Here is a 16,357-nt window from a genome sequence, read left to right as displayed (position 1 = left end):
TAAGCTCTCCTCACTCTGAAATGCTGCTTGTTCTTACCTCTATCCTATGTCTGTTTTTTTGCAAAGTCAACACAAACAAATATTATCTATGTTGTTTTATTTCTGTTTTTGTATTTTTCGTGAAAATATAACGTCTGTCAAAGTCGCCGCATTTCCGAAATACGGTTGCCAAGCGCCCCTTTTTCTCGCTATGATGGGAGGGAAACCAAGACCTGGGGGTCTTGACACTAAGAACGGATTTCGAGGTGAACGCCATGCTGGCGGCAGAACGCAAACAAAAAATCATCGACTTGCTGCATCAGGACAAGCGGGTGCTGGTGTCCGAGCTCAGCCGGATGTTCGAGGTGACGGAGGAGACGATCCGCCGCGACCTGGAGAAGCTTGAAAAAGAAGGGATCGCGACCCGCTCCTACGGCGGTGCCATGCTCAACCGGCATACGAACGAAGATTTGCCGTATACAACCCGGAACACGCTTAATGTAGAGATCAAGCGGGACATCGCACTCAAGGCCATCGAACTAGTGAACGACGGAGACACGCTGATGATTGATCCAAGCTCAACCTGCTTTGAATTCCTCAAGACGCTGTATTCCAAAAGCAACGTCACCGTCATCACCAATTCCGTCAGCGTCTTGCACGAATTCGCCAGCTCGAACCTGAACATCATCTCCACCGGCGGTTCGCTGCGCGCCCGTTCCCTGTCGCTGGTCGGCCCCGCCGCGCAGGAAACGGTGGAGAAGTACAACGTCGACACCGCGATCATCAGCTGCAAAGGCATGTCGCCGGACAAAGGCATCTCCGATTCCAATGAACCGGAATGCGAGCTGAAGAAGCATATGCTCCGCCATGCCGACAAAGTCATTTTGCTGGCCGACCACACGAAGTTTGACAAGAACGCGTTTGTCAAACTGGCTGACTGGGAGCAGATCGACTATTTGATCACCGATCAACGTCCCTCCGATGCCTGGTTGCAGCTGCTTCACGACAAAAACATCGAAGTGTTATACTAACTTCCCTCATCTTGCCCGACCAGCAACGCAAACACAATACCGGGCCCATGTACGCCGATCGTCAAATCGTTTTCGATGTCTGCCGAACGGCTCGGACCGGAGATGAAGTGGATGCCGGCGGGCAAAGCCTCGCGCCCGGCCGCGTCGAACGTCTCCAATACCTCGCCCAAGCGGGTCTTCAGTCGTTCCACGGGGATGATGGCGAACAGCATCGTCGGCAGCAGGCTGACCGAGCGCCCTTTCTCCGCGGCGGACCGGACGACCAGCGAACCGGTGTAGGCGACGGCATGATCCGCCGCTACGATGCCGATGTCCGCCTCCGCAGCCCGGGCGATCCACGCCTCGGGCTGACGCCCGTTCCACACGGATACCCGGGCGCCGTCAGCGGTAAGCGCATCGTCGAGCCCGAGCTCCGCCAGCAACGGATCATCCTGGCGCAGAATATAACGGGCACCCAGCGCTTGCGCCTTGGCCACCATATACGCTTTGGCCGCTTCGAGATTGGCCATGCGGACGACATGCCCCCCCGCCGCCGTAAAGTGGTCCTCAAAGCGAGCCAGCCGCTCCTCCAGGCTCCAATCCAGCTCCCGCCAATACAACGGCGCTCCCTTGAACGGATGGCTCGGCGCCTCCCGCTGCCGCGGCCGCTTGAGTTTCCCGGCAATCCGCTCCATGAACTGCTCCTGCTTCTCCCGCGCTTCCGCTTCCTTCATTTTCAGCCAATCGATATATTCGTTATCCATCATGGGTTTGACCTTCTTTCCGTACATTCGCGGCACTGGATGACTCATCTTCGGCTCCATGCGTTCGCCTCGTCTCCCCGCATCCCCCCGCTCCAGTTGCACGCTTGCGCAGCGCTGCCTTCATCCGTTCCTGCGCAGCCGCGCCATCCACAGTCTCTGCCACGGGTGCCTGCAGCTCATGTTGGAGCGTACCCCAGCGTTCGCGGAACGGCTGGTTTGCCAAGCTTGGGGCCACCCGGTAGCGGTTCCAGCCTTTGAGCGGGCCGATCCGCACGGGGATTTCTCCGTTGCGGACAACAACTCGCTGAGCGACCCGTCCTGCCTTCAGCGCGCGATGAAACCGTTTGGAGCTTGCCGTCACCGCGGCGAAGCCCTTCATCCCCGCCGTCTCCAGCTTGTTTCCGAAGCCTCGCTCGATCTTGCGCCGACGCAAGTAGACGAGCATATCGTGCAGCGGGATTTTGACCGGACACGCTTCGTAACAGGCACCGCATAAGCTGGAGGCCGAAGCGATATCGTCCCATTCCGCTACATTCTTGTTGAGCGCCGGCGTCAGGACCGCCCCGATCGGGCCGCTGTACGTACCGCCGTAGGCATGGCCGCCGATATGGCGGTACACCGGACAAGCATTAAGACAAGCGCCGCAGCGAATACAGTTCAGCAGTTCCTGGAACTCCGGATCGCCTAGCTGCTCGGAGCGGCCGTTGTCGAGGATGATGATGTGCATCTCCTCCGGGCCGTCCCCATCCTCTGTACGGCGCGGACCGGTGATACCGGACATGTATACCGTCAGCTTCTGACCGGTTGCCGAGCGCGGCAGCAGTGTCGCCATCACCTCGAGATCGCTCCAGGTCGGGATGATGCGCTCCATGCCCATAAACGTGATTTGCGTTTGGGGGACGGTTGATACCATGCGGGCGTTCCCTTCGTTTTCGAACAGCACAATCGAACCGGTCTCGGCGATCGCGAAGTTGCAGCCGGTCATGCCGATGTCCGCCGCCAGGAACTTCGTCCGCAGCTTCCGGCGCACGAACCCCGCCAGCACGCTCGTCTCCGGCGGCAGCGCTTCCCCTGCCTCGCGGGACAACAGCTCGGCGATCTGGTGCCGGTTCTTGTGGATCGCCGGAATAATGATATGGGAGGGGGCCTCCCCGGCGAGCTGAATGATATACTCGCCCAAATCGGTTTCGACCGCCTCCACCCCCGCTTCCTCCAGAGCCCGGTTGATATGCAGCTCCTCGCTGACCATCGATTTGGACTTCACGACAGAACTGGCCTGCTTGCGGGCGGCGATCTCCAAAGCAATTCGCACCGCCTCTTCACCGGTCGAAGCAAAATGGACATGCGCCCCGTTTGCCCGGGCCTGCTCGGCAAATCGATCCAAGTAGTAATCGAGATGCGCGATCGTATGCAGGCGGATTTGCCGCCCCCGCTCCCGCCATTCCTCCCAGTTCCCATGGTCCTCGGCGGCTATTCGCTTGCCCTCGCGCAAGCGCTCCGTCGTAAAACGCACCGCTTTGCGCAGAAAGTCATTGTTCAGCGCCAGATCCGCCCGCTCCTTCACGCTGCTCATGCCAAGCTCACCCCCTCATACAGCAGTTCCGCCAAATGCATAACGCGCACCGGCTGGCGGCGGTAACGCAATTGACCGGCGATGTTCATCAGGCAAGCCATGTCCAACCCGGTCAGGACCTCGGCAGACGTCTCGAGCACGTGGTCGGCCTTTTCCGTGACCATCGCTCCGGAAATATCGGCCATTTTCACCGCAAACGTCCCGCCGAAACCGCAGCAATCCTCCGCGAACGGAAGCGGTACGAGCTCCAGATCCCTTACGTTATGCAGAAGGGCCATCGGCTCCTCCTTGATCCCGAGCAATCGGCTGCCGTGACAGGACGGATGATACGTAACCTTATGCGGAAAAGACGCCCCAAGATCCGTTACCCCCAACACCTGAACGAGGAATTGGGTAAATTCATACGACTTCGCTTTCAGCTCCTCGGCCATGGCCAGCCGAACCGGATCATGCTCGAACAGCTTCGGGTAGTGATGAATCATGCCGATACACGAGCCGGAAGGCCCCACCACAAAATCACTGTCGGCAAAAGCCTCCAGCAACGTTGAAGCCGACCGGCGCGCTTCTTCCCAATATCCGCTATTAAACGCCGGCTGGCCGCAGCACGTTTGCCCCTGCGGAAAATCCAGCCTGACCCCAACCCTCGCCAACAGGCGCGTCATCGCTTCCGCAATGCGCGGGTACACCGCATCTCCGATGCAGGTAGCAAACATCGATACTTTGATGCCGGCCCCGGCCGTTGCCGGGTCCACTTGATTCAGCAGCCCCATTCTCGCACCTCCCATAGGTTCGTTAGACTTTCACCCTCTTCGATCCCCTCCGCCTTACCTCACGAACGCCGCCGGCACGCCGCCGTCGATCGTCAGCATGCAGCCGGTTGTTTTCGCCGCCTTGGACGAAGCGAAGTAGGCAACCCCCTCGGCAATATCCCGCGGGTAAATGTTCACTTGCAGCGTCGTCCGTTTGCGGTAATACTCCTCCAACTGGTCCGGGTCAATGCCGTAAGCGGCAGCCCGCTCATTTCGCCAGTTGGAATTCCAAATCGCCGAGCCCTGTAAAATCGCATCGGGCAAAATCGTATTCACCCGAATGCCCAGCTCCCCGCCTTCGGCTGCGATACAGCGGGCCAAGTGAGCTTCCAACGCTTTGGCGGAGCTGTAAGCGGTGACGTTCTTGCCGGCGTAAACCGAGTTTTTCGAGCCGATGAACACCATGCTGCCGCCGAGGCCCTGTTCCTTCATCAGCTTGAACGCTTCCCGGGCAACCAGAAAATACCCCGTCCCCAGCACGGCCATGTTCAGATTCCATTCCTGGAGCGACGTTTCCGGGAACGGGCTGGACGTTGCCAAACCGGCGTTGTTGACAATGATATCGACACCGCCATAGGTTAACGCGGCTTCCGCATACGCGGCCGCAACCTGCTCCTCCTTCGTCACGTCCATCTTCACTGCCAGCGCCCGATTTTCGCCATATTGGGCATTGATCTCGGCAGCAACCTTTTGTGCGCCTTCCAGGTTAAGGTCAGCCAGTACGACATGCGCCCCTTCCTCGGCCAGTCGCCGCGCAGTTTCGCTGCCGATGCCGCCCGCACCTCCGGTAATAAACGCAATCTTGCGGGAAAACTCCGCCTCCGCCGGTGCAAGCGACAATTTGTACAGCTCCAGCGGCCAATATTCCACATTGTAGGATTCGTTTTCACTGAGCGATACGAACCGGCCCAGCGCCGTTGCTCCTTTCATTACCGCAATTGCCCGATGGTACAGCGCCCCGCTCAGCTTGGAGTTCACCCAGCTTTTGCCGGTGTTCAACATGCCGATTCCGGGAATCAAAATAACGCGCGGTGCCGCGTCGAACATGACGTCATTCGCCTGCTTGTTGCGTTCAAAGTAGGCTTGATAACGCGCCTTATAGTCGGCGATTCCCTCCTGAAGCTTCTCCTTCAGACTGGCGACATCAGCCGTATCCGGCTTCCAGTTGATGAATAGCGGCACCACCTTGGTGTGCACTAAATGGTCGGGACAAGCCGCACCAACCTGCGACAGCTCCCCGGCATCCCGGCTTCCGGCGAATTCAAGAACATCGGCCTCGTCGTCAAAAGTGACGATAACCGGCTTCTCTCCGCTCGCCAGCCCGCGAACCAGCGGCATGATCTCTGCCGCGATCGCCCGGCGCTGTTCGGCTTCAAGCGGCTCAGCCACTGACCCGCCAAACATGCGTCCTTCCGCCGCTTGCGCTCTGCTTTTCGCTTCAATATACGCCTCCGCCTCATTGATAATGGCAATGGTTTTGGCGTAGCAGTCCTCCTGCGTCTCTCCCCAAGTCACCAACCCGTGCTTCTCCATCAGCACAAGCTCCGCATTCGGATTGGCTAACACGCCTTCGGCGATCATTTTGGACAAAGTGAACCCTGGGCGGATATAAGGGACCCATACAAAGCGGTTGCCGTAGATTTCCCGGGCAATGTCTTGGCCGTTGTCGGCGCAGCACAAGCTGATGATCGCGTCCGGATGGGTATGATCCACATGCTTGAACGGCAGAAACGCATGCAGTAGCGTTTCGATCGATGCCCGCGGATGTTTGGCATCGATCATACAGTTTGCGAGATATGCCACCATTTCTTCGTCGCTCATGTTTTCCCGCGCAAACAGCGGTCGAATGTCGTCCATACGCAGCCCGGTAAAGTTTCCGGCTTTCATCGACGCGAGGTCCGAGCCGCTGCCCTTCACCCACATCACCTCCACGTCCCGGCCGCGAAAATCCTTTTCGATTGTTTTGCTCGACGTATTGCCGCCGCCCCAATTGCATACCCGACGATCTGCCCCCAGCAGATTCGAGCGATAGACAAGCTGCTCCAGTCCCGAAGCTAAAACCGTTGCTTTAGATGAATCCCATAAGTTCTGTACCATAATTACCTCCATTTTTGATTGTTTGGTTTTTTCTTTATTTTTGTTTGTTTTAATTTTAAACTATTTGGTTTGTTTTGGGTATAGCGCTTTCACAAAAAAATCTCACTTTTTTCGCTTTCCCGCTTTTGGTGTTCCTCCTGCCCCTTCTTCAATGATTATCCCCTTCGCTCAGGATTCACCGGATGATCACACGGTATTATCATTGGAATTATCATTATCCCTTTCATTCAGGAGTTGCCGCATGGCAGTGTGATTTTCCTAGTGCGAAACGTTGAATGAATTATTTTAGCTGGGATAAAGATCAAAAGTGGAATTTTCTGCTTGTTTCGAGAACGTATGTTTGGTATAATGTAGAAAAGCGAACACAGGTTCCTATTTTGAGTCAGGGAGGTTATTGGCCGTGGGGGTTAAGATGAAGCTGGAGATAGCAAAAATCAACAGTCACTTCCATCGTGAAGGGGACTGCATAGAGGCTTTAGTCGCATTGAAGTGGCCAAACGGCTTCGTTTGTCCCCTCTGCTCATACACCCGGTGTACCCGTTTGACCTCCCGCCGGATTCCCTTATTTGAGTGCAGGAGATGCGCACATCAGACATCCCCATTGGTTGATACGATTTTTGAGGGGACACATCTGCCCCTTTTAAAGTGGTTTCAAGCTCTGGAGTTGTTCCTGCTCCCCGACGGCATTTCGGCGATGCGGCTGAGTCAGGTGATTCGTGTCACTTATAAGACCGCTTGGTTAATGCTGCACAAAATTCGGTATTCCCTCGGCGAATTTGATGCGCGGGAGCTCTTGAGCGGAAATGTGAGAGTCAACAGCGATCACTATGGGGTAGATCCTTTCCGGCACCAACGGCTTCCTCACTCCTATGCCACTGCGGTTGTGGCTGGCTGTGCGGTTACCGAATCGGGCGAGCCGGAGCAGGTGAAGATCCGCTTGGTGTCGCAGAAGAGGGGAGACGGAGCACAGGCAAGCCGCCACGAGATTACCGCGTTCATAAATAGATATGTAGATGCCCATAACTCGGCGTTTCAATCTTTCCCGCTGGCTTTTCGTCTATATCCTCCCTTGCGGAGAATCGTAAGAGAGGCATGGGAATCCCTGAAGAGAACGTATGTAGCTTTAGGGATTAAGTATTTGCAAGCGTATCTCAACGAGTTCACCGTTCGCCGCCAACTGCGTCAATCCCAATCGGGAGAGATGAAGCAGATGACACTAAAGTTGCTTCACATCTGCATGGAGATTCCGTCAATTTCTTACCGCGAACTGATCACACATAGAAGGCACCCGCACCTTAAAGCTGCGGCTTAGTAGTAATGCGGTCCAGGTCAGCAGGGCGTGCGCATTTCAGTTTAAGTAGTTTTAAGTGAAAAATGAGGCATACAGAACGTTCAGGGAAACTTTAGTAGCCTCAACCAATCCGGGCGTCCTTTGTCGAATAGCGACCCTCGGCGCCCACGTTCGCATGTACCCAGTATCATCCTTTTGTCCAAATTAATAAAATTTATTATCTATCGATCTACAAGACAAGTTATTTAAGTCTACCTCTAATCTGGCAAAATCCATCTACAATCTATCTATAATCTACCTAGTTCCGCTCTACCTATTTCTCTCTCTGAGCTTGTCTGTTGTCTCATTACCTCTTTAACCTCATTAACCTCATTACCTGACCAAACGGGATAATCGTCAAAAGAGGACACCACAACGGATAATGTCCCGCCCCGCAGCAGCATCGCAACCTCAAGAAATTACTTTTACTGCTAGAGGCTGCTAGGTCTCTATTATAGTAAATGCTTTATCCCGGCGCTAAAAAGGGGGCGTGCCCTCCGGCAAGCCCCCCTGCTATCTGCGATATTCTATTGGAGGTATCCTCTTGCTCAGGGCGTAACCACGCCTTTTTTCAGGATCACATTGGCGTACAGCGCCCTTTCCCCGGTAGAGACGATCGCATACGCCTGTTTGGCCCGTTCGTAAAAAGCGAACCGTTCGACCTCCTCAAACAGTTGTTCTGCGGGGTGATAGCGGCTGACAATCCGGCGATACTCGTCCCAGATCGGCGTCTCGACCGGATCGCCGGGCGTAACCGCCATTAACGCGACCGGGCAATCCACGTAGACGTCAAGCGGAAACAGCGGCAATATCGCTTCCAGCATCTCGGGGATGCCATGGCCGTCACCGCGAACCAGCCGCTGCGCATGGCTTGCGGCCGGAAAATTACCGTCGGCAAGCACGATCTCGTCCGAATGCCCCATTTCCATCAGAATCTTTAGCAGCTCCGGCGAAAGGAGGCTGGATATGCCTTTTAACATTTCATGACCTCCCGAGTCGTTCGAATCTTTCATAGGCGGCAGCCCATGCTGCTTGGCGCTCTTCGGGCCCCGGTTCATAAACCTGGAGCGGGAACGAAGCCTTCACCAATGCAAGGCCTTCGTGCAGGTCTTCAAGCCAACCGCCGGCCCGCAGCTGTACCAGCAGGTTGCCGATCGCGCTGGCTTCCACCGGTCCCGCCCAGACCGGGCGGCCGATCGCCTCTGCTGTAAACCGGCAGAGCAGCTCGTTCTGAATGCCGCCGCCGACCATATGCAGCCCGGCAAATCGTGAGCCGGTCAGCTCCTCGGCCTGCTCCAGCACCTGACGGTAGCGCAGCGCCAGGCTTTCAAGGATGCAGCGGGCAAAGGCGCCGGGCGAGTTCGGCACCGGCTGACCCGTTTCCCTGCAGTAAGCGCGGATCTCCTCCGGCATATCGAGCGGATTCATGAAACGCAGATCATCCGGGTCGATCAAGGTGCACAGCGGCTCCGCCTGTCCGGCCAAATGCACCAGCTCCGCGAACGAATAGGCTTCGCCGTCCTGTTCCCATTTGCGCTTACATTCCTGGAGAATCCACAGGCCCATGATGTTTTTGAGCAAATGGTATGTGCCGTCGACACCGCCTTCATTGGAGAACTGGCGTTCCAGCACCGCCGGCGTCAACAGCGGCATCGCCATTTGCGTTCCCAGCAGCGACCAGGTGCCGCTGACGAGGTAAGCGAACGCCGGCGAGTCCGCCGGCACGGCCGCAGCGGCGGATTCCGTGTCGTGCGAAGCGACGGCGATCACCTGGATCGGCGGCACGCCAAGCTCCGCACAGACCTCTGCTGTCAATGCACCGATTACGGTGCCCGGGAGTACAGGATCGGGGAATATCGCGCCCGGGATGCCCAACTGCTCCATCAAAGGGATGTTCCATCCGCCTCGTCCCGGGTCAAACAACCCCGTTGTTGTCGCCATGGTAAATTCACAAACACGTTTGCCAGTCAGAAAATAGCTGAGCAAATCCGGCGTCAACAACAGCGTTTCGGCCAGGTTGAGCTTGGGGGACCCGGCTTTATTCATGGCATGCAGTTGATACAACGTGTTAAACGGCATAAACTGCAGCCCGCTTTCGCGGAATAATCGCTCAGCGCCAACCTGGGCGGATACCTCCTCGACCGCCCCTTCGGTTTGACGATCCCGATAATGGTAGGGAATGCCGAGCAGTTCGCCGTTTCGATCCAACAAGCCAAAATCGACGCCCCAGGTGTCGATGGCGCAGCTCTCCGGCCGATAACCGGCCTGGAACGCGATGCGGATGCCAGCCTTGATCTCGCGCAGCAGCATTGGCGTATCCCAGTGCAGGTGCCCGCCGATTTGAACCGGAACGTTCGGGAATCGGTGAATCTCGGTGATCTTCAGTTTCCGGACGCCGGCAACGGCGGAGCTTCCGCTGGAGCTGCCTTCTTCCGGACATTCGGGGACGATCTCACCGATAAATGCCCGGCCGCTGCTCGCGCCCAAGTCAAACGCGAGGGCACAAGGGAGAGGTTGCTGTTCCGATGACATGAGTTTCACCGTCCGTTCACTTCATTTTTTGCAGCAGCGTAATTCGGTAGTCTTCGCTTTCCAGCGCAGCGATGTCCGCGACTTCCTGATCCGTTAACGGGACAGGCGTTCCCGCCGCCTTGGCGGATAAGTAGATCTTTGCGCTCTCCTCCACGACCTGGGTCCGGTAGTAAGCCTCCCGCAAATTGCGCCCCGTTGTCACCAGCCCATGATTCCCCAGCAGAATCGAGCTCGCCTCGTTCACCTTCTCGGCCACCGCATTTGCCAGCAGGTCCGTCGTCGGAATCAAATAAGGGATAAACGCTGTCCGTCCGACCAAGGCGGCCTGGTCCGGGAACATGATCGGCAAGTCTCGCTCGATCAGCGTAAAAGCGATGCAATGCGACGGGTGCGTATGCACCATGGCTCCCATATCGGGCTTTTGGCGGTAGCCGTAGAGATGCATCAACACTTCGGAAGACGGGCGCAGGCCGATATCAGTCACCTCCCCTGTCGGAATATCCACTTCGATCCACTGCTCCGACTCAATTTCCTCAAGCGCGAAGCCGCTCGGCGACAAGTACATTTTGTCGCCGGCTCGGGCGCTGATGTTGCCGCCCGGCCCCACGACCAGGCCGCTGTCCACGATCTTGCGCGCGTATTTGCACAACTCTTGGCGCGTTTCCACATTTTGCATTTTGTTCTTCTCCTTTATGTCCATGGCTTGATTCCTGGCTATTTGTACAGCGGCCCAAAAGCGGCGCAGGCCCGGAAATCGGCGCTCTCCGCATTCTCGGTACCGAACAGGCCCCAAGCCCGCGGGCGGAATACCTTCTCCTTCGCTACATTGTGCATGCTGACCGGTATGCGCAGGATCGAGGCCAGCGTGATCAAGTCCGCGCCGATATGGCCGTAGCTAATCACGCCGTGATTTGCGCCCCAGTGGTCCATCACGTCATATACGCTGGCGAACGCGCCGCTGCCGGTCAGGTTTGGCGCAAACCAGGTCGACGGCCACGTCGGGTCGGTCCGCTTGTCAAGCGTGTCATGCACCTGCTCCGGCAGGTCCACCGAATATCCTTCGGCAATTTGCAGCACCGGACCAAGCCCTTTGACCAGGTTCAGCCGGGTCATCGTCATCGGCATGCCGCCGCGGGTCAAATAGTCAGTGGAGAATCCGCCGCCACGGAAATACTCCAGCGAAGCCGGCCGGAATTGCGTCGCCTGCAGCATACGCTCGATCTCCTCCTCGCTGATCTCCCAGAACGGCTTGATGACGGGAGCGCCGTCCTTCGTTTGCTCGCCGGTCCCGTCGAGCGCCGCCGAACCGGAGTTAATCAGGTGCAGGATGCCGCCCGCTGCACGGCCCTCCAGCTTATAGCCGGTTACCCGCTCCACGGATGCCGGGCTCCAGTACGTACGCACGTCGGCAAAAATCTGCGCCGTATTCGTAAGCAAGTACCCGAACAGCATGCCGACGCCGTTCAAGCTGTCGTTCTCCGTCGCTACCAGGTAAGGCGCACGCTTGCCGTTCCAGTCGAACGACGAATTGAGCAGCGTCTCCATGAAATCGCCGTTCGGAAAGTGGTCCGTCCACTGACGTTGCCCCTGGAAGCCGGAGGCGATCGCGTGATGCCCCTGCGCCTCCTCTTCGTAACCCAGTTCGGCGAGGCGCGGATTGCCGATCATGAGGTCGCGTGTGATCAGCGTCATTTTCACGACCGTCTCCCATTCTTGGTCCTTCCGCTCGCGCGTCGTCTGCAGATGAGCCGGGTTATTGTCCGGGCCCTCCTGGCAATTCCCCTTCACCCAGGCCAATGCCGCTTCGTATTCTTCGGGATCGTAAATCCCTTCCTCCATCCGCCGCGTAAATTCCGTCATGTCGATGTACTCATTGCGCATTCCCAGATACTCCTGGAAAAAAGCATCGTTCACCATCGAACCGGCGATCCCCATCGACACCGAACCCATCGACAGATACGCCCGGTCGCGCATCAATGCCGCCGCCAGCCCACCGCGGGCAAAGCGCAGCAGCTTCTCCTGCACATCGGCCGGGATCCGGTCGTCCCCTTCGTCCTGCACGTCCTCGCCGTAGATGCCAAACGCCGGCAGCCCTTTCTGCGCATGGGCGGATAAGACGGCGGCCAAGTATACCGCACCCGGACGGCCGGTTCCGTTGAAGCCCCATACCGCCTTCGGAATCTGCGGATCGGTATCCATCGTTTCCGTGCCGTAACACCAGCACGGCGTCACGGTGATCGATACGCCCACCTCGGCCGCCTTAAATTTCTTCGCTGCCGCCGCAGCTTCCGCTACGCCGCCGATGCACGTATCAGCGATGACACACTTTACCGGCTGCCCGTTCGGATAGCGGAGCTCTGCTTCTAGCAGCCGGGCAACCGCCTTGGCCAGATTCATCGTCTGCTCCTCCAGGGACTCACGTACACCTCGTCTTCTGCCGTCGATCGTCGGACGAATGCCGATTTTCGGGAATCCGTCCCGCCATCTGTAATCGTTTTCAACCATACCCAACCTGCCTCCTTGGACAATGAATTATAGTCCCATTCTAAAGTTGGCCGGTACGATCGGGAACCTACTATATTGCCCTCTTGCTGCATCAACATCGCAAAATAGTGAACCGCCTCTTCTCCGCGGAATATTCCTGCAATTTCCTCCGCTCCCACTCTGCTTCCGCTATAATGGGAATATCCAATGTTCGGGAGGAACTTATCGTGCCGAAAATCGAAATTCCTCATCGCAAAAGCGACCGCTTCCGTTTCAAAAAGACACCCGAGCTGCTGTATGCCGGCCAAGTCGTGGACGAACGCCGCTTCTACGCTCCGCCGCAGATCCACGACTACTGCGAGATTATCTATATTGTTGAGGGCTGCGGGAAATTCCGCATCGGCGGCACAACCTATGAAGTGCATCCCGGCGATGTTGCCGTCTATAACGCAGGCGTTCCGCACGAGGAACGTTCAGTGAGTCCGGAACCGTTCAAATTGATCTACTGCGGCGTGAGCAACGTCCATATCGAAGGGGTACCGATTGGCCAACTGCTGCCCGCCTCCGTAGACCCGGTGATCCCTTGCGAGAAATACGCCTACAAAGTGGAGAGCTATCTGTCGGAAATGCTCCAGGAATGCGATTCCCAGGTGCTCGGCTACGAGACGCTCAGCAACAACCTGCTCATGTCGCTGATTACGCTCCTGTACCGGATCGTCGACGTGAAGCATCCTTTCGATCCGCTGAAGGACAAGAATGAGATTACCGTCCGCACCAAGCAGTTTATCGATAAAAATTACACCCGCAGCATTACGCTTAAAGAGATCGCCGATACTCTCTATGTCAGTCAGCACTATTTGTCCCATCTGTTCAAAAAAGAGCTGGGCGATTCGCCCGTCAACTACCTGATCACCCGCCGAATCGAAGAGGCCAAGCGCCTGCTCCGCGAAACCAACGCGCCGGTTCATGAAGTTGCCGCCCGGGTAGGTTACGGGAACGACAAATATTTCTCGATGCTGTTCAAGAAGGTAACCGGCCAATCGCCCAGCGCTTTCCGGGAAACGAAATAAAGGTTGCGTGGCTCCCTCGCGAGGCTGCCCTCCGCCCCGTAACCTCCCCCTTGGCCTCTGCCCGCCGCTTTTCACCATTATCCCTTTTGTTAAGGGGCGAGATAATGAAGGCTTACGGATTTCGGCAAACCTCCCTCGCATGAATTCCTGTCTGATCAAACGGGATAATCATGCAAAGCGCCGCCCGGCAACATGCGCCGACTGACTTGCCGCCCAAGCACGCCGTTTGCCCTTTGCTCCCTCCTCCCTAAAAAAACAAAACAGCGCAAGCCCGGCGGCAACTGCCCCCGGATCTTTGCGCTGTATTCAGCGAGCGAGTAAATCCTATACTAGATCATCCTATGGTTATGCTGTCACGACCAACTCGGCAGCAAGCGTGTCCCGGCTGTTGCCCCCAACTTGAACGGTAACTTTGCATGGAACCGCCGCAAATCGAAGCTCCCGGTTCCAGATCCCGAGCTCCTCCCGGCCCAGCACGAACTCGACGATACGGCGCTCTCCCGGGTTCAGCTCGATCTTGCTTAAGCCTTTCAGCTCCGCGATCCGCCGGGTGATGCCCGATTCACGAGCCCGGATGTACAGTTGAACCGTTTCTGCTCCGCTCCAATCTCCCGTATTTTCCACCTCGACGCGAACGGTCACCCGCTCCCCGCTCTCGAGCTCCGTCGCCGAGACGGCATCTCGGGACAAAGACAGATTGGCATATGCAAACTCCGTATAGCTCAGTCCGTAGCCGAACGGAAATAGCGGCGCAGACGGCATATCAACGTAATTTCTGACCCGGCCCGGGTCCTTTTGGTTGTAATAGACAGGAAGCTGAGCCGAAGAGCGCGGCAGCGTCACCGGCAGCTTGCCGCTAGGATTCACCTTGCCGAACAGGAGCTCGGCGATCGCCCGTCCGCCCTCCGTTCCGGGGTACCACGCGCAGAGGACGGCACCGCACTTATCAACGATCTCGCCGAGCGCATGCGGTCGGCCTTGGACGATGACGGCGACGACAGGTGTGCCGGTGGCCGCGACCGCTTCAACCAACTCCCGCTGCACCCCGCCGAGCGACAGGTCGGCCAGGTCGACGCCTTCGCCGCAGTCCATCTCGGACGGGCTGCCCTCTTGAACGATCGCCGCGCCGTTTTCTTCGAAATCGCCTCCGAATTCCCGGGCGCTGCTCCCGCCGAGCACCAGTACCGCAACGTCCGCACTCTGTGCGGCTTCAACCGCCGCGGCGAACCCCGCCTTGGACCGATCCCGAATGCCGCAGCCCAAGGCGTACACAATCTCGGCGCCTTCCGGGGCGCAAGATTGGATGCCCTGCAGCACCGTCGTTCCGGTCCCCTCGCGCTGGACGCTCGTATAGTCGCCCAGTTGGTTATACAAGCGGTCGGCGTTGGGACCGATGACCGCAATCCGCTGCGGACGGCCCGGGATCGGGAGCAAGTGGCCTTCGTTCTTCAGCAACACGGCCGATTCCCGGGCGATCTGCAGGTTCACGTTCCGAAATTCCGGGCTGCCCACGACGGAAATGGCTCGCAGCTCCGGAACATAAGGACGGTCGAACAGCCCTAACCGGAATTTCAACCGCAGCACACGGGCTGCCGCCCGGTCGATATCCGCCTCCTGCACCCATCCCTGGCGAACGGCCTCCTCCAGCGTGGAGAAAGCCGTATCCCACAGGCTAAGATCCACGCCTGAAGACAAAGCAAGGGCTGCTGCGGACTCGTGGCTGCCAGTTAGCGCCAGCAGCCGGTCGACCGCGCAGCCGTCCGCCATCACCAAACCTTCGAAGCCCCATTCCCCGCGCAAGATCCCGGTGAGCAAATCACGGTTGGCATGGCATGGCACGCCGTCGATTTCGTTATAAGCCGCCATGAACCCCGCGGCTCCGGCAAGCGCTCCCGCCCGGGCAGCGGGGAGATGAATCTCCCGCAGCTCCCGCGGCCCGATGGCCGCCGGACCGGCATTGCGCCCGCCCTGCGCCGCTCCCTGCGCGCATAGATGCTTCAGGACCGCCGCAACGTGGTCCGGCGAGTCCAGCTTCTGCGGATCGTCCCCCTGCATGCCGCGCACGACCGCTTCCGTGAAGCGCGAGGCCAAATAAGGATCCTCGCCATAGCATTCCTCGGAACGCCCCCAGCGCGGTTCCTGCAAAATATCAAGTGCCGAGACCAGCCCAACGTGCGCCCCGCGGCTGCGGATCTCCGCCGCCACATGCCCGTACGCCCGAGAGGCCAGCGGCGGGTTCCAGGTCGCTCCGATGCCGAGATTGACCGGCAGCAGGGTGCCGTCCAGCGCTTGATGGCCATGCGGGCATTCTTCCGTCAACAGGACGGGAATGCCGAGGCGGGTATGCTCCAGCACATACCGCTGCACCATGTTCGCTACCTTCGCGCTATCCGCCGCAGCGATTCCGTTCCCGTAATTCACCCCTGACCAAGGATCGCTTCGGAACAAGCCGTACAAGGCTCCCATTCCCCCGCCTTTTGCAACCTCCTCCTTAAACGCCTCCGTTAGCTCGAACTTATTGTCTTGGCGGACGTAGGCGTCCCAGCCGTACATCCGCTGATTGAGTTGACCAACCTTCTCCCGGAGCGTCATCCGGTCCAGTAAATCCGTCACCCGCTCTTCCAACGGAGCGGACGGCCGCTTGTAAGTTTCCATCGGTACCCTCCTGCCTATCTATCTTCCTGTAGCCCAACCGCCACTGGCCCGTCT

Annotated in this window: 12 protein-coding genes; 3 read left to right on the top strand and 9 right to left on the bottom strand. The window is 57.9% G+C overall.

What is annotated here, in order from left to right; all coding sequences use genetic code 11:
* Positions 1-254: 254 nt before the first annotated feature.
* The gene (locus BN3795_RS11430) at positions 255-1,010 is read left to right on the top strand and encodes a DeoR/GlpR family DNA-binding transcription regulator (RefSeq protein ID WP_068784795.1); all 756 of its coding nucleotides are present in this window, start codon (positions 255-257) and stop codon (positions 1,008-1,010) included.
* Here the strand turns inward: BN3795_RS11430 and BN3795_RS11425 are convergent.
* From BN3795_RS11425 to BN3795_RS11410, 4 genes are all read right to left on the bottom strand, one after another.
* Positions 1,007-1,753, bottom strand: coding sequence for a LutC/YkgG family protein (locus BN3795_RS11425; RefSeq protein WP_068785366.1), 747 nt, complete (start codon positions 1,751-1,753; stop codon positions 1,007-1,009). The genes BN3795_RS11430 and BN3795_RS11425 overlap by 4 nt on opposite strands.
* On the bottom strand, positions 1,746-3,326 hold the full coding sequence (locus BN3795_RS11420) for a LutB/LldF family L-lactate oxidation iron-sulfur protein (RefSeq protein ID WP_232729911.1): 1,581 nt from the start codon (positions 3,324-3,326) through the stop codon (positions 1,746-1,748). Before BN3795_RS11420 ends, BN3795_RS11425 begins: the two co-directional genes overlap by 8 nt.
* A complete protein-coding gene (locus BN3795_RS11415; RefSeq protein ID WP_068785365.1) occupies positions 3,323-4,051 on the bottom strand; it encodes a (Fe-S)-binding protein in 729 nt (242 codons plus the stop codon). The genes BN3795_RS11420 and BN3795_RS11415 overlap by 4 nt, the downstream gene beginning before the upstream one ends.
* A 99-nt stretch (positions 4,052-4,150) precedes the next feature.
* Positions 4,151-6,244: a bifunctional aldolase/short-chain dehydrogenase gene (locus tag BN3795_RS11410; RefSeq protein WP_110945140.1), complete on the bottom strand. Its 2,094-nt coding sequence runs from the start codon at positions 6,242-6,244 to the stop codon at positions 4,151-4,153.
* Between the two features lie 400 nt (positions 6,245-6,644).
* Here BN3795_RS11410 and BN3795_RS11405 point away from each other — a divergent pair, with 400 nt between their 5' ends.
* Positions 6,645-7,544 carry a transposase gene (locus tag BN3795_RS11405; protein ID WP_110945179.1) on the top strand — a complete coding sequence of 300 codons (900 nt, stop codon included), beginning with the start codon at positions 6,645-6,647 and terminating at the stop codon, positions 7,542-7,544.
* Positions 7,545-8,110: 566 nt separating this feature from the next.
* Here BN3795_RS11405 and fucU read toward each other — a convergent pair.
* From fucU to BN3795_RS11385, 4 genes are read right to left on the bottom strand one after another with little or no spacing between them, the layout of a single operon-like run.
* Positions 8,111-8,542 (bottom strand): L-fucose mutarotase, encoded by a 432-nt coding sequence (gene fucU, locus BN3795_RS11400; RefSeq protein WP_068784792.1) that lies wholly within the window; start codon positions 8,540-8,542, stop codon positions 8,111-8,113.
* 1 nt (position 8,543) lies between these two features.
* Complete coding sequence (locus tag BN3795_RS11395; RefSeq protein ID WP_068784791.1) at positions 8,544-10,094, bottom strand: rhamnulokinase; 1,551 nt, start codon at positions 10,092-10,094, stop codon at positions 8,544-8,546.
* A 16-nt stretch (positions 10,095-10,110) separates the two neighbouring features.
* The gene (locus BN3795_RS11390) at positions 10,111-10,770 is read right to left on the bottom strand and encodes a class II aldolase/adducin family protein (protein ID WP_068784790.1); all 660 of its coding nucleotides are present in this window, start codon (positions 10,768-10,770) and stop codon (positions 10,111-10,113) included.
* 38 nt (positions 10,771-10,808) lie between these two features.
* Complete coding sequence (locus tag BN3795_RS11385) at positions 10,809-12,599, bottom strand: L-fucose isomerase (protein ID WP_068784789.1); 1,791 nt, start codon at positions 12,597-12,599, stop codon at positions 10,809-10,811.
* Positions 12,600-12,805: 206 nt separating this feature from the next.
* On the opposite strand from BN3795_RS11385, the gene BN3795_RS11380 reads away from it, so the two are divergent.
* The gene (locus BN3795_RS11380) at positions 12,806-13,648 is read left to right on the top strand and encodes an AraC family transcriptional regulator (RefSeq protein WP_068784788.1); all 843 of its coding nucleotides are present in this window, start codon (positions 12,806-12,808) and stop codon (positions 13,646-13,648) included.
* Between the two features lie 345 nt (positions 13,649-13,993).
* On the opposite strand, the gene BN3795_RS11375 is transcribed toward BN3795_RS11380, so the two are convergent.
* Positions 13,994-16,303 carry a glycoside hydrolase family 3 C-terminal domain-containing protein gene (locus BN3795_RS11375; protein ID WP_068784787.1) on the bottom strand — a complete coding sequence of 770 codons (2,310 nt, stop codon included), beginning with the start codon at positions 16,301-16,303 and terminating at the stop codon, positions 13,994-13,996.
* Positions 16,304-16,357: the final 54 nt, after the last annotated feature.

It is taken from the genome of Paenibacillus phocaeensis, assembly GCF_900021165.1.
In the GTDB taxonomy this organism is placed as follows: domain Bacteria; phylum Bacillota; class Bacilli; order Paenibacillales; family Paenibacillaceae; genus Fontibacillus; species Fontibacillus phocaensis.
This window is presented reverse-complemented; position numbering and strand designations above follow the sequence as displayed.

Excerpts from the sequence above, each read along its gene's own strand:
- BN3795_RS11420 (WP_232729911.1), bottom strand. The coding sequence starts at position 3,326 with ATGAGCAGCGTGAAGGAGCGGGCGGATCTGGCGCTGAACAATGACTTT.
- BN3795_RS11405 (WP_110945179.1), top strand. The coding sequence starts at position 6,645 with ATGAAGCTGGAGATAGCAAAAATCAACAGTCACTTCCATCGTGAAGGG.
- BN3795_RS11410 (WP_110945140.1), bottom strand. The coding sequence starts at position 6,244 with ATGGAGGTAATTATGGTACAGAACTTATGGGATTCATCTAAAGCAACG.
- BN3795_RS11390 (WP_068784790.1), bottom strand. The coding sequence starts at position 10,770 with ATGCAAAATGTGGAAACGCGCCAAGAGTTGTGCAAATACGCGCGCAAG.
- BN3795_RS11375 (WP_068784787.1), bottom strand. The coding sequence starts at position 16,303 with ATGGAAACTTACAAGCGGCCGTCCGCTCCGTTGGAAGAGCGGGTGACG.
- BN3795_RS11385 (WP_068784789.1), bottom strand. The coding sequence starts at position 12,599 with ATGGTTGAAAACGATTACAGATGGCGGGACGGATTCCCGAAAATCGGC.
- BN3795_RS11430 (WP_068784795.1), top strand. The coding sequence starts at position 255 with ATGCTGGCGGCAGAACGCAAACAAAAAATCATCGACTTGCTGCATCAG.
- fucU (WP_068784792.1), bottom strand. The coding sequence starts at position 8,542 with ATGTTAAAAGGCATATCCAGCCTCCTTTCGCCGGAGCTGCTAAAGATT.
- BN3795_RS11425 (WP_068785366.1), bottom strand. The coding sequence starts at position 1,753 with ATGGATAACGAATATATCGATTGGCTGAAAATGAAGGAAGCGGAAGCG.
- BN3795_RS11395 (WP_068784791.1), bottom strand. The coding sequence starts at position 10,094 with ATGTCATCGGAACAGCAACCTCTCCCTTGTGCCCTCGCGTTTGACTTG.